Origin of the sequence: Mesorhizobium sp. M1428 (genome assembly GCF_040317515.1) — a bacterium.
GTDB lineage: Bacteria > Pseudomonadota > Alphaproteobacteria > Rhizobiales > Rhizobiaceae > Mesorhizobium.
The window spans coordinates 17,681-30,351 of the sequence record NZ_JAMYKT010000010.1; the positions used below are offsets into that span (position 1 = coordinate 17,681).

Consider the following 12,671-nt stretch of genomic DNA (forward strand, 5'->3'; position numbering starts at 1 on the left):
GGCGCTCATCCGGCCGCCCCGCCACCTGCTTTGTCGACAGCCCGGCCCGCCTCCCCTATAAGGCCAGAATCCCACAAGGGCTACAACCGGCACAAAGGTACCAGAGGCTTTCATGATCATCGTCACGGGCGGCGCCGGCATGATCGGTTCCAACATCGTCGCCGCGCTCAACGCCGACGGTTTCAGCGATATCCTCGTCGTCGACGACCTCACCGACGGCCACAAGATCGCCAACCTCGCCGATCTCGAGATCGCCGACTATCTCGACAAGGGCGATTTTCTGGCGCGGATGGAGGCCGGTGACCTCGGCCGCATCGAGGCGGTCTTCCACCAGGGCGCCTGCTCGACCACCACCGAATGGGACGGCAAGTTCATGATGGAGGTCAACTACACCTATTCGAAGCGCCTGCTGCACGCCTGCCTGGCGCTGCGCGTGCCCTTCCTCTATGCCTCCTCCGCTTCCGTCTATGGCGGCGGCGCCGAGTTCCGTGAGGAGCCGCAATACGAGCGGCCACTGAACGTCTATGCCTATTCGAAAAAGCTGTTCGACGACTATGTCCGCCGTACCGTGTTCGATACCGACCATTCGCCAGTGGCGGGCCTGCGTTATTTCAACGTCTACGGACCGCGCGAGGCGCACAAGGGCGCCATGGCCTCGGTCGCCTTCCATTTGTTCAACCAGGTCGAGCAAGGCCAGAACCCGAAGCTGTTTGGCGCCTATGGCGATTTCGGGCCCGGCGAGCAGAGCCGCGATTTCATCCATGTCGGCGATGTCGCCGACGTCAATCTGTGGCTGTGGAAACGCGGCTCGAGCGGCATCTTCAACTGCGGCACAGGCAAGGCCCAGCCGTTCCGCGCTATTGCCGAAACGGTGATCGATACGCTCGGCAAGGGCCAGATCGAATTCATCGAGTTTCCTGACCACCTCAAGGGCAGCTACCAGAGCTTTACGCAAGCTGATATGTCCCGCTTGCGCGCAGCCGGTTACAATGGCCAGTTCCGCACAGTGGAAACCGGCGTCAGAGACTATGTCGAATGGCTGAAAGCCCAACGATCCTCGTGATCGGCCCACGCTGGGTGGGCGACATGGTGATGGCGCAGTGCCTGTTCTCGGCGCTGAGGGAGCTTCATCCGAACGCCGCGATCGACGTGCTGGCGCCGGCCTGGGCAGCGCCGCTGGTCAAGCGCATGCCTGAAATCCGCCAGCAGATCGACCTGCCGCTGAATTCCGGCGCATTCGAATTCCGCACCCGAAGGCGCTTCGGCCGCCTGCTGCGCGGCCGCTACGACATGGCCTTTGTCCTGCCGGGAAGCTGGAAATCGGCGCTGATCCCGTTTTTTGCCGGCATTCCGCGCCGTGTCGGCCATCTCAAGGAAATGCGCTACGGGCTTCTGACCGACATCGTGCCGTTGCCCGACCGCCTGAAACGGCGCACCGCGCAGGCCTATTTCAGCCTTGCTCGGGGTGGCGCCTTCCAGGCCCCGAAGCTTGTCGTCGATCAAGCCAGCCAGGCGGCACTGCTCGGCCGTTTCGGGCTGACGGCGGGGAAATTCGTGGCACTCATGCCCGGCGCCGAATTCGGTCCGGCCAAGCGGTGGCCGAGCGAACACTATGCCGGCCTTGCCCGTGAGATGATGGCGAAAGGGTTTGGCGTGGCGCTGTTCGGATCGAAGAAGGACGCCGAGGTGACGGCGGAAATCGCCGCGCTTGCGCCGGGCGCCGTCGATCTCGCCGGCCAGACAAGGCTCGAGGATGCCATCGATCTGATTGCGGCGGCGAGGCTCGCCGTTTCCAACGACAGCGGGCTGATGCATGTCGCCGCCGCCGTCGGCACGCCGGTCGTCGCCGTCTACGGCTCGACATCGCCTGAGAACACGCCGCCGCTCGCCGAGAGTCGCGAACTGGTCTGGCTCGGCCTGTCCTGCTCGCCCTGCCACAAAAAAATCTGCCCGCTCGGTCATCTCAACTGCCTGAAGACGTTGGAGGTCGAACGCGTCGTGGCGGCGGCGGAGCGGCTGCTGGAAATGCCGGCCGCCGCATGAAGGTGCTGATCGTCAAGACGTCGTCTATGGGCGACGTCATCCACACCTTCCCGGCGATCGAGGATGCACGCCGCGCCCGGCCGGATATCTCCTTCGACTGGTGTGTCGAAGAGGCCTTTGCCGGCATCGTGGCGCTGCACCCAGCCATCCAAACCATCCACAGCGTGGCGATCCGGCGCTGGCGCAGGAAGCTGCTCCAGCCCGGCACATGGCGGGAAGTGGTCGGCTTGCGCCGCGCCTTGCGCGATTGCCGCTACGACCTTGTCCTTGATGCACAAGGCTTGCTGAAATCGGCGCTGGTGGCGCGGCTGGCGGCAGCGCCGATCGCCGGTTTCGACCGTTCGAGCGCCCGCGAGCCTTCGGCGAGCCTGTTTTATGGCCGTCGCTACCCCGTGCCGCGCGGCCTGCATGCCATCGAGCGCACGAGGCGGCTGTTCGCCCTGGCGCTCGGCTACGAGCCGGATTTTTCCCGGCTTGAATCGGGCATCGTGCCGCCAGCCGAAAGGTCGACTTTTGCTGGTGAAAAGACCGCCTTCCTGCTGCACGGCACCAGCCGCGAGGACAAGAAATGGCCGGTCGCGGACTGGATCGAAACCGCCCGCCTGCTGGTGGACAAGGGAATGACACCGGTCACCACCTGGTCGGACGACCGGGAAAAGGCAGTTGCCGAGGCGATCGCCGGCGCCGTCTCGCAGACCGTGGTGTTTCCCAGGTCGCCGCTTGCCGAGATCGCCGCCGTCATCGGCGGCTCGACGCTGGTGATCGGCGCCGACACCGGCCTGACCCATCTCGCCAGCGCTTTCGGCCTGCCGACGGTGGCGATATTCCTCGCCACCGAGCCCGGCCTGACCGGCCCGCGCGGCCCATTCTCGTCGACGCTGCTGGCCAGGTCCGGCCGCAGCGTCACGCCGCCGGAGGTGATGGCGGAAGCAGAGAGATTGCTGGCGCTTAAATTACAAGGCGCTGCATAGGACCTTTTCAGAATTCGCTCTGGCGAGTCGAATAGCGTGGTTTTCGAGAACCGGAGCGGAGCGTACTTAAAGTACGTGAGCACCGGAAGCGCAGAAAACCGCGCTAGTCGGCCGCCAGAGTAGAATTATCAAAAGGTCCTAGATGAACTGCACCTGGACGATCTCGTAGCCCCTGGCGCCGCCCGGTGCGTTGACCTCGATGGCGTCGCCGACTTCCTTACCGATCAGGGCACGCGCGATCGGCGAGGAGATCGAGATGCGGCCGGACTTCACGTCCGCTTCCTGGTCGCCGACGATCTGGTAGGTCTTTTTCTCCTCGGTATCCTCATCGACCAGCACCACGGTGGCGCCGAACTTGACCTTGTCGCCGCTGAGCTTGGTGATGTCGATCACCTCGGCCCGCGCGATCAGGTCCTCGAGTTCGTTGACCCGGCCCTCGTTGAGGCTCTGTGCCTCTTTTGCCGCGTGATATTCGGCATTTTCGGAGAGGTCGCCATGCGAGCGCGCTTCGGAAATCGCCTCGATGATACGCGGCCGCTCCTGTTGCTGGCGCCAGCGCAGTTCTTCCTTCAATGACGCGAACCCCTCGCCTGTCATCGGGACCTTGTTCATAATGCCTGACCTTTCCTGCCGCCGCCCCCGCGATCGGGAGCGACCTTGTCGATGGTACAAAAAGAAAACGGTCCGGCAGCCTCGCTAACGGAACCGTCTCACCACAATCTTGCAAGATATAGCAATCTTCGCGGGTTTTTCACGTCCAAAAAGTCGGATTTTGAAAAATCATCCACCGATTGGGCAGCTGACCTAACGTCAAGGAGCGCATCAGGTGCGCCGTGATGCCAAATTCCGGGTTCGGGGCAGCATTCCAGCACAGCAAAAAACCGGCTGCGATCGCTCACAGCCGGTTATGAGCAGCGTTCCGGAGGTCGGATCAGCTCCTCATGAAATGATCGATCTGCTCCGACAGCATGCCGTATTCGCGAGATCCCTTGCCCGTGCGCTTCTCGATTTCGCGGAGCTGTTCCTGGGCGCCGGCAAGATCGCCAATCTGCAAGTGCGCCTCGCCGAGATATTCGCGTACCAGCGTGTAATTCGGGTCGATGCGCAGCGCTTCCTCGTAGTAGCCGAGGCCAACGGTGACACGGCCGGAATGGCGATGCGAATAGCCGAGATAGTTGAGGATGCGCGGGTCCTGCTTGTTGGCGGCGAGGCTGAGCACGGCGATCGCCTCGTCATAGCGTCCATCCATCGCCAGCGCGCGACCGGCATCATAGATGCTGTCGTCGTCCAGCATGCCTTGCTTTGGCGAGACACATTTCTTCTGCTTCTTGTCCCAGACCTGCCCCTTCTTGCACTGGCTCTGGCCGCCATCGCTGCCGCCTCCCCCGCCTTCACCAGCCGAAAACGCCGGAGCCGCAATCAGCGGCAGGGCGGCGATGGCCATGGCGTAAATCAGCAATCGTCTGCGCATCGAACTCTCCTTTGAACCTGACAATGCAACACTAACGCCGGGCCGAAGCCGTTTCGTCCCCGGAAAATGCCATCCTATCTCAAAACCGCGATCTCTCCCAGGAAGGCATCTTATCCCGGGAACGGAGCGCATCGGAAATCATGCTTCACGATTAACGCCGACGCGCAAGATAACGTGACGAGCGCTGCAAATCCGCTATCATCGGGCCGACCGAGCACGAAGCAGGGAGACGGCCGGTGCAGCAGCGCGTTGAACGAGACTGGGAGCTTTCGATCGGTCCCGACACCGTGCGTCTGTTCATCCTGAAGGCGAAGGCGCTCAGCGCCGCCGTCAACGAAGACTATGCCGACGGCGCCGAGCACGAGGTAGAGCTCGACGGCAACGCGCACGACAACCACCATCATGACGGCCTTGCCGAGGAAAGCTCCGAAGATCTCACCGAAGAAGAACTGCGCGAGCTGATCGACGATCTCAATGTCGACGAAGCGGCCGAACTGATTGCGTTGGCCTGGGTCGGCCGCGGCGACTATGACGCGACGGAATGGATGGACGCGCTGACCGCCGCCCGCGAGCGCGCCAACAAGCGCACGGCAAAATATCTGCTCGGCATGCCGCTGCTGGCCGACTGGCTCGAGGAAGGCCTGGAAGCGATCGGCGCGTGACGGCGCGGTTACCGATTGTGATCGGCCGCCCCCCTCGCCCAAGGCAACTTCCCTGCATTCTGGCCGTTGCGACGTAATGGCGGCGCTAGGTTTTTCCAAAATGCGCAGATTGCTGCTGGCCGCTGCGGCTACGCCGCTGGCGGGACCCGTTTTAGCCAAGGCGCCCGAGCTGCCGCAAACTGCACCGGTTCCGCAGCTCAACCAGCAAGTCACTCCGCCGCCACCAACCGAGATCCCGGTCCCCGAACCGCGCCCGGCGGATGCCCCGGCGGCTGAGCCGCCCCAGGCCACTCAGCCGCAAAGCGGTCAGTCCCGGAACGGCCAGCCGCAAAACGGCCAGCCCAAGACGGAGCAGCCGGAACCGCCGGCGACCGCCCCAAAACCTCCTGAAAAGCCGGCACAGGCAGAGCCACCGGCAAGCCCACTGAACCCTTCAGAAAAACCGGCCGAGGCGGGGGAGAAAAAAGAGGAGCAAAAAATCATTCCAGATCCTCGATCGGCTGCCATTGCCGGGAAAGAAATGCCGGCGGAGGAATTGGCCTGCCGCAGGCGGCTGAAATCGATGGGCGTCGATTTCGAGGAGCGCAAACCCGAGCATGATACGGCGGTCGGTTGCTCGATCCCTTACCCGATCGTGCTGAAGACCCTCGGCAAATCCATCGCCATCGGCCCGGACCCCGAGCTCAATTGCCAGATGGCGGAAGCGGCCGCACGCTTTGCTGCTTCGGTCATCCAGCCTGCTGCAAAGGCCGAGTTCGGCACGGATATCAAATCGATCGGCCAGGCCTCCGCCTTCGTCTGCCGCCCGCGCCACGCCGGCGGCAAACTGTCGGAGCACGCCTTCGGCAACGCGCTCGACATCGCCAGCTTCACGCTCTCCGACGGGAAGGAGATCGATGTTGGTGCAGCGCCGCCAGAGAAGGACGCGAAATTCCTGGATACAGTGCGCAAGGCGGCCTGCGGGCCGTTCAAGACCGTGCTTGGCCCCGGCAGCGATGCCGATCATTCGCTGCATCTCCACTTCGACCTCGAACCGCGCCGCAATGGCGGCACGTTTTGCAAATGATGGCGGGCGCCGCAATTTGGCCGCAGGCGTGAACGGCGCCGCTGATTTTTCCTTTACTCTTCAGGTTTAGAGTCTGTGCCATCTGGGGACAGGAACCCTTCCGATGGCCGGGCTACTTCGCGCTGCGTTTGCCGCTGCGCGGCACACAGAATGCGCGCGCATAGCCGGCAGGCTTGCCGCCCTGCTTGCCATTGCGGCGGTCTCGGCCTGCAACACCGGCAGCGTCCTGTCGCTGCAGCCGGCCGTCGATGTCGGCAGCCAGACCGCTGCCGTCCCGCCCAATTCCGACCCACAATATTCCGGCCCACAAGATTCCGGCCCGGAATATTCGGGTATGCAGCGCCTCGTCCCGTCCAACCCCTATATGACGGCCGCCTATCCGCGTATGGATAACCCGATGTCGCCGACCGAACAGATGCCGGCCACGGAGATCGATTGCCGCAAGGAACTGAAGCGCCTCGGCGTCGTCTACACCGACGTTGCGCCGATCCACGAAGGCCAGTGCGGAATCGATTATCCGGTCAAGATCTCGGCCATCGGCAGCGTCGAGATGAAGCCGGCCGCGACGCTGACCTGCGACATGGCCGCCACCTTTGCCGGCTGGACCAGGAACGAACTCGTCCCGTCGGCCCGCTGGCGCTATTTCTCAGGCGTCAAGACCATCCACCAGGGCTCGAGCTATTCCTGCCGCAGGATTGCCGGCGAAGGTGTTTTGTCGGAACACGGCAAGGGCAATGCGCTCGACGTAATGAGCATCGAGCTCAACAATGGCGACGACATCGACGTCCGCAAACCCGGCCTGTTCGCCTTCCGCACACGCGGCTTCCTCAACAATGTGCGCGCCGACGGCTGCCAGTATTTCACCACTGTGCTCGGCCCCGGCTACAATTACGATCACCGCAACCATTTCCATTTCGACATCAAGAACCGCAAGAACGGCTACCGCGCCTGCCGCTGATTGCAGCCCCTGCCCAAGACCTGCTGCGCCGATTAAGATGATGCGCAGACGCTTGGGTGGTGCCTCTTGAGCCAACGAAGCCTTCGACGACGTGCGACGACCTGGTTGGTGGCATGCTGTGCCGCTTATCTTTCGCTCGCCTATTTCGCCGCGCCTGAGTTCTGGACGTTGCGGGACCGCAATTTTCGCAATCAGCAATTCGAGATGGTGACGCACACGCCGCAAGGCATTCCGGGCGATCCCATCAATGTCGGCCTGGTCGGCACGAAGAAGGAGCTTGTCCATGCTTTTGCCGTCGCCGGCTGGGATACGGCAGACGCCATCACGCTGAAGACCGCCATCGAGATCGGCGAAAGCGTGCTGTTTAACCGCCCCTATCCCGACGCGCCGGTCAGTCGGCTGCTGTTCGAAGGCCGCGCCCAGGACCTCGCCTTCGAAAAACCGGTCGGCGACAGCGCCGACCGGCGCCACCACGTCCGCTTCTGGCAGACCGATTCAACCGGAGACGACGGCCGGCCGCTTTGGCTTGGCTCGGCAAGCTTCGACCGCGGCGTCGGCCTCAGCCATGACACCGGCGCGATCACCCATCATATCGGCCCCGACATCGACGCCGAGCGCGATGCGCTGATGCGCGACCTCTCCGCCGCCGGCATGCTGATCTCGACCAGCGAGATACCAGGCGTCGGCGCCACAAAGACCGGGCGCAACGGCGAAGGCGATCCCTATTTCACCGACGGCAAGGCCATCATCGGCGTCCTGCTGCAACTGCCGTAGGCGCGCAATCGGCCTTCCCGTCTGACAGCCATTTCGTCCCAACGGGCTCAGGGCACGGTGATCACGATCTTGCCGAACGGTCCTGTCTCCAGACGCTCAAATGCCTGCGGCACATCGTCGAAGCCAAACACCTTGTCGATCACCGGCTTGATCGTGAGCGTCTCGATCGCCTGGTTCATTCGCTCGAAAGCGCGGCGGTGGCCGATCGATATGCCTTGTACGACGATCCGGTTGCGCAGGAACGGAATGATCGGGAAACTGAGCTCCATGCTGCCGAGAAGGCCGATGAGCGACAGCCTGCCGTCGGCGCCCAGCGCATTGAGCGAGCGCCGCGCATTGTCGCCGCCGACCATTTCCAGCACATGGCTGACGCCGGCCCCGTTTGTCAGTTCGCGCGACGCCTCGTCCCATGCCGGCTGGCTGCGATAATTGATCCCCTTCCAGGCGCCGAGCGCCTTCGCCCGCTCGAGCTTCTCATCGCTGCTCGAGATGACGATGGCGCGCAGGCCGAAGGCGGCGGCAAATTGCAGCGCAAACAGCGACACGCCGCCGGTGCCCTGGATGAGAACGGTTTCGCCCGGGATCGGCTTGGCCGCCTCGACCAGCGCGAACCACGCCGTCAGCGCCGCGATCGACCACTTCGCCTACCGCGTCCGATGTCGGCACGAACGGAAAGCTGAGGTCCGGTATCAGCACGCCATCGACGATCATCCTGTCCTTGTAATTCAGCGATACCGCTGTGACGCGTACCAGCAGATCATGCGGTCCGGGTTGGGGCAGCTTTCCCTCAGCCGGCTTCAACCTGGACAGGCCGAAACCGTTCATCTGCCAGGATCTGTTTTCGGTGCTCATTTGGTTCGCGCTCCGTGGTTGATGGCTGCGCGAGACATTTACGCCGTTTCACTATGGAGAAAAGTGCTTCCATGTGGCATGTTCTGCAACAGATTAAGGAGCAAAACTCTACAATAGGGGCGCTTTATTGGAATCGGCCAATTTGCAAGGCATCGTCGCATTCGTTCACGCGGTGGAGGCCGGCAGCTTCACCGGCGCCGGCGCGCGGCTGCATGTCACGAAATCGGCGGTCGGCAAGTCGATCGCGCAGCTGGAACAGCGATTGGGCGTTCGCCTGCTCAACCGCACCACCCGCAGCCTCAGCCCGACCAGTGAGGGCCTGAGCTATTACGAAGCCTGCGTCAGGGCATTGGCCGAGATCGAAGCCGCCCAGTCGCTGTTGGCATCGCGCAAGCAGGTGCCTTCCGGCCGGCTGCGCGTCGACCTGCCTTTGGCTTTTGGCCGCCGGTGCGTCGCCCCGCTGCTGTTCGACATTTCCAAGAAATTCCCGGACCTGACGATGGAAATCTCGTTCAACGACCGGCGCGTCGACCTGATCGAGGAAGGCATCGACCTGGCGGTGCGCATGGGCGACCTCGACGACAGCTTGTCGATCGCCGCGCGCCGCATCTATGCCCAACGTTCGGCCATCTGCGCCGCCCCCGCCTATCTCGACGCCCATGGCAGGCCGCAATCGATCGAGGACCTGGCCAGGCACAGCCTCATCGGCTACGGCCGCGACGGCACGGTCCATCCCTGGACCGTGAGGCATGCCGACGGCCGCCTCGAAAAGTTCGCGCCCAGGGCGCGGCTGGTGCTCGGCCACGGCGAACCGATGCTCGATGCGGTACTGGCCGGCTGCGGCATCGTCTATCTGCCGACATGGCTGACGGCCGACAGCATCAGGCGCGGCGAACTCGAAATGGTCCTGTCGGACCGTCTTGTCGAAAACACCGTGGTGCATGCCATCTGGCCGGTAACACGCAACCTCGCGCCAAAGGTGCGCGTCGTCGTAGACGCCCTGATCGAGCATTTTTCCGCACCGCCGTGGGATGCCGGATGGGTGCCGCCTCACTGCTCCGCTCGCTAAATTTAAAAAGCGCGACCGTCCTATTTTCGAAAACCGCGCGGCAATGCTATGGACCCGGCATGCTTTATGCTGAAATTGCCATCGTGGTCGTCCTCATCTGCGTGAACGGCCTTCTGTCGATGTCCGAGCTCGCCATCGTCTCGTCGCGGCCGGCGCGCCTCAAGACGATGATCGACCGCAACGTCAAGGGCGCCGGCCGGGCTCTGGCGCTCGGCGCCAATCCGGGAAAGTTCCTGTCCTCGGTGCAGATCGGCATCACTTTGGTCGGCGTCCTGTCCGGCGCGTTTTCCGGCGCCACGCTCGGCGAGCGGCTGGCCACCTTCCTGGCGTCGGCCGGCGTCCGCGAAAGCCTCGCCGACCCGCTCGGTGTCGGCATTGTCGTCGCCATCATCACCTATGGCTCGCTAGTCATCGGCGAACTGGTGCCCAAGCAGATCGCATTGCGCGACCCCGAACGGGTCGCCGTCAGGGTCGCTCCGGCGATGACCATCCTCGCCAGCGTTTCGGCGCCGCTGGTCTTCCTGCTCGATTTTTCCGGCCGCGCCCTGCTGTGGCTGCTTGGCCAGCACGGTCAGAGCGAGGATAAGGTCACCGACGAGGAGATCAAGATGCTGGTCGCGGAAGCTGAGCACCACGGCACCATCGAATCCGACGAACGGCGCATGATCGCCGGCGTCATGCGGCTCGGCGACCGTGCCGTGCGCGCGGTGATGACGCCGCGCACCGAGGTCGACTGGATCAATCTGCAGTCCGACGAGGCGGCCATCAGGAAGCTGCTGATGGACACCCAGCATTCGCGCCTACCGGCCGGCGACGGCGGCGTCGACGCCATGATCGGCGTCGTCCAGACCCGCGACGTGCTGGCGGCGATGCTCGGCGGTCGCGCTCTCGACCCGCGCCGGCACGTGCGCACGGCCCCAATCGTGCATGACCAGGCCGATGCGCTGGACGTGCTTGCGACGCTGAAGGAATCCGACGTGCCGATGGCGCTGGTACATGACGAATACGGCCATTTCGAAGGCATCGTCACCCCGGCCGACATACTGGAAGCGATTACCGGCGTCTTCCGTTCTGATCTCGATGCCGGCGAAGAGGAAAACGCCGTCAAGCGCGAGGACGGCTCATGGCTGCTCGCCGGCTACATGCAGGCCGACGAGATGGCGGAGGTCCTCGGCATCGACCTGCCCGAGAACCGCGATTACGAAACCGTCGCCGGCTATGTGCTGTCGCATTTGCACCATCTGCCGGCGACCGGCGAATGTGTCGACGCGCAAGGCTGGCGCTTCGAGGTCGTCGACCTCGACGGCCGCCGCATCGACAAGCTCATCGCCACCCGCCTGCCCGGCGGCCACCGCGAGGTCGTGCGGTAACGAGCGACGCGACTTATGGGCTAAATGCTCGCGGCGACACCGCTCGCACAGTCAAAGTTGATTGGGAATACCGCCTATGGTCGACCACCTTTTCGCCGACTCATATCTCGCTGCCGTCTACGATGCCTGGCACCCGAGATCTGCGCGCGACGACTATGATTTCTACCTGCCCCGCATTCTAACAGCAGACGCGGTGCTTGATGTCGGATGTGGAACGGGCACCCTCCTTCACGAGGCACGCCTGGCCGGACATTCAGGGCGGCTCTGCGGCATCGACCCAGCACCCGGCGTGTTGAATCGCGCACGAACGCGCACGGATATCGAATGGGTCCTCGGCGATCTCCAATCGGCCGCCTGGACAGCCGAGTTTGATCTCATTGTGATGACGGGGCACGCATTCCAGGCCCTTGTCAGCGACGAAGACCTGGGGGATTTCATGGCGGCTGCGCGACACGCCCTTGTGCCAGGCGGATGCTTCGCGTTCGAAACGCGGAACCCTTCGGTGCGGGCGTGGGAACGCTGGACACCCGAAAATGCGGTCGTCGTTGAGCTACCTGACGGATCTCTGGTGCAGATCACAACAGAGGTGATCATACCGTTCGACGGACAGACGGTGACATTCACCCACAGGTTCGGCGGAAAGCATCCGAGCCTTCCGCAAGTTAGTCGCAGCACCTTGCGCTTCCTCGACACGGACGCCTTATCGAGCCTGCTGGGGAACGCAGGGCTACGGATCGAACAGCAATTCGGCGGCTTTGACGGCAGCCCGCTTGGCCCTTCGAGCCCCGAGATCGTTACGTTCGCGGCGAGATGAAAGGAAGCATCCGCTCTCCAGCCCGTGCAAGGAACGACAACTCACGGACCCATTGCGGACGTGGAGCCGTATTTCGCGGCGGCTGCGACGCAGAAATGAGACTGCCGCCGACCGTCAGCCAGGTCAATCTTGGCAATCGCAGGACTTCGCGATCAATCGATCGCCTCGATGCCCTGCGCCTTCAGCCGTTCGAGATGGTCCTTCATCTCTTTCAGCCTCTCGGGCGAGTGGCCCTGCCACTCGGTGACCTCGCCCGTGATCCTGAGCGGCTCGCGACAGCGATAGGACTGCGTCGGATTGCCGGGAAATTTCTTGTCCGTAAGATTGGGGTCGTCGATGATCGGGCCGGTTGGCTCCACGACGTAGATCCTTTCGCGTCCGTCACCGGCGGCCAGTTCTGCACCCCAGATAGCCGCGTCCAGAGTGCCGGTCAGATAGACCCAGCCTGCCTGCTTTCGCGCGCCGTAATTGGAGCTGTAACCGGCTTCGATCAGGTCTCCCGGTTTAAGGTCGGCCCGGGTGCCGTGGTAGAATTGGCGCGGCTTGTCGGAGGCTGTCATCGGCTCGCTACTCATCCTCGTTGTCTCAGGCAGCATGGCGTCGTGGCGCGCACTATGTCAT

At 63.4% G+C, this 12,671-nt stretch carries 15 protein-coding genes; 10 read left to right on the forward strand and 5 right to left on the reverse strand.

All coding sequences use genetic code 11. From position 1 onward, the window contains the following. The first annotated feature begins 112 nt into the window (after positions 1 to 112). The 3 genes from rfaD to waaC are packed head-to-tail and all read left to right on the forward strand — an operon-like array spanning position 113 to position 3,014. Positions 113 to 1,063 carry an ADP-glyceromanno-heptose 6-epimerase gene (gene rfaD / locus NKG60_RS15840; protein WP_352670623.1) on the forward strand — a complete coding sequence of 317 codons (951 nt, stop codon included), beginning with the start codon at positions 113 to 115 and terminating at the stop codon, positions 1,061 to 1,063. After that, the gene (gene waaF, locus NKG60_RS15845) at positions 1,036 to 2,043 is read left to right on the forward strand and encodes a lipopolysaccharide heptosyltransferase II (protein WP_352670621.1); all 1,008 of its coding nucleotides are present in this window, start codon (positions 1,036 to 1,038) and stop codon (positions 2,041 to 2,043) included. The genes rfaD and waaF overlap by 28 nt, the downstream gene beginning before the upstream one ends. Then, positions 2,040 to 3,014 carry a lipopolysaccharide heptosyltransferase I gene (gene waaC / locus NKG60_RS15850; protein ID WP_352875449.1) on the forward strand — a complete coding sequence of 325 codons (975 nt, stop codon included), beginning with the start codon at positions 2,040 to 2,042 and terminating at the stop codon, positions 3,012 to 3,014. Before waaF ends, waaC begins: the two co-directional genes overlap by 4 nt. Positions 3,015 to 3,152: 138 nt before the next feature. Here the strand turns inward: waaC and greA are convergent, their stop codons facing one another. Continuing rightward, positions 3,153 to 3,626 (reverse strand): transcription elongation factor GreA, encoded by a 474-nt coding sequence (gene greA, locus NKG60_RS15855; protein ID WP_352670616.1) that lies wholly within the window; start codon positions 3,624 to 3,626, stop codon positions 3,153 to 3,155. A gap of 319 nt (positions 3,627 to 3,945) precedes the next feature. Continuing rightward, entirely contained in the window at positions 3,946 to 4,485 is a 540-nt protein-coding gene (locus tag NKG60_RS15860) for a tetratricopeptide repeat protein (protein ID WP_352670614.1), read from the reverse strand. Positions 4,486 to 4,721: 236 nt separating this feature from the next. Here NKG60_RS15860 and NKG60_RS15865 point away from each other — a divergent pair, with 236 nt between their 5' ends. The 4 genes from NKG60_RS15865 (at position 4,722) to NKG60_RS15880 (ending at position 7,945) form a co-directional block, all read left to right on the forward strand. Beyond that, the gene (locus NKG60_RS15865) at positions 4,722 to 5,147 is read left to right on the forward strand and encodes a DUF3775 domain-containing protein (RefSeq protein ID WP_352489072.1); all 426 of its coding nucleotides are present in this window, start codon (positions 4,722 to 4,724) and stop codon (positions 5,145 to 5,147) included. 520 nt (positions 5,148 to 5,667) lie between these two features. Then, a complete protein-coding gene (locus tag NKG60_RS32260; protein WP_502894907.1) occupies positions 5,668 to 6,213 on the forward strand; it encodes an extensin-like domain-containing protein in 546 nt (181 codons plus the stop codon). 103 nt (positions 6,214 to 6,316) lie between these two features. Next, positions 6,317 to 7,171 carry an extensin-like domain-containing protein gene (locus NKG60_RS15875; RefSeq protein WP_352670609.1) on the forward strand — a complete coding sequence of 285 codons (855 nt, stop codon included), beginning with the start codon at positions 6,317 to 6,319 and terminating at the stop codon, positions 7,169 to 7,171. Between the two features lie 66 nt (positions 7,172 to 7,237). Beyond that, positions 7,238 to 7,945: an LssY C-terminal domain-containing protein gene (locus NKG60_RS15880; protein WP_352670606.1), complete on the forward strand. Its 708-nt coding sequence runs from the start codon at positions 7,238 to 7,240 to the stop codon at positions 7,943 to 7,945. A 47-nt stretch (positions 7,946 to 7,992) separates the two neighbouring features. Here NKG60_RS15880 and NKG60_RS15885 read toward each other — a convergent pair whose 3' ends face one another. Beyond that, entirely contained in the window at positions 7,993 to 8,490 is a 498-nt protein-coding gene (locus NKG60_RS15885) for a zinc-binding dehydrogenase (protein WP_352975125.1), read from the reverse strand. After that, on the reverse strand, positions 8,420 to 8,797 hold the full coding sequence (locus tag NKG60_RS32265; protein ID WP_502912306.1) for an alcohol dehydrogenase catalytic domain-containing protein: 378 nt from the start codon (positions 8,795 to 8,797) through the stop codon (positions 8,420 to 8,422). Before NKG60_RS32265 ends, NKG60_RS15885 begins: the two co-directional genes overlap by 71 nt. 127 nt (positions 8,798 to 8,924) lie before the next feature. Here NKG60_RS32265 and NKG60_RS15890 point away from each other — a divergent pair, with 127 nt between their 5' ends. The 3 genes from NKG60_RS15890 (at position 8,925) to NKG60_RS15900 (ending at position 12,050) form a co-directional block, all read left to right on the forward strand. Beyond that, a complete protein-coding gene (locus NKG60_RS15890) occupies positions 8,925 to 9,866 on the forward strand; it encodes a LysR family transcriptional regulator (RefSeq protein WP_352670602.1) in 942 nt (313 codons plus the stop codon). A 59-nt stretch (positions 9,867 to 9,925) separates the two neighbouring features. Next, on the forward strand, positions 9,926 to 11,236 hold the full coding sequence (locus NKG60_RS15895) for a hemolysin family protein (RefSeq protein ID WP_352670598.1): 1,311 nt from the start codon (positions 9,926 to 9,928) through the stop codon (positions 11,234 to 11,236). Between the two features lie 76 nt (positions 11,237 to 11,312). Next, positions 11,313 to 12,050: a class I SAM-dependent DNA methyltransferase gene (locus tag NKG60_RS15900; protein WP_352975126.1), complete on the forward strand. Its 738-nt coding sequence runs from the start codon at positions 11,313 to 11,315 to the stop codon at positions 12,048 to 12,050. Between the two features lie 152 nt (positions 12,051 to 12,202). Here the strand turns inward: NKG60_RS15900 and arr are convergent, their stop codons facing one another. Then, positions 12,203 to 12,610, reverse strand: coding sequence for an NAD(+)--rifampin ADP-ribosyltransferase (gene arr, locus NKG60_RS15905; protein ID WP_502894906.1), 408 nt, complete (start codon positions 12,608 to 12,610; stop codon positions 12,203 to 12,205). Between the last annotated feature and the right edge of the window lie 61 nt (positions 12,611 to 12,671).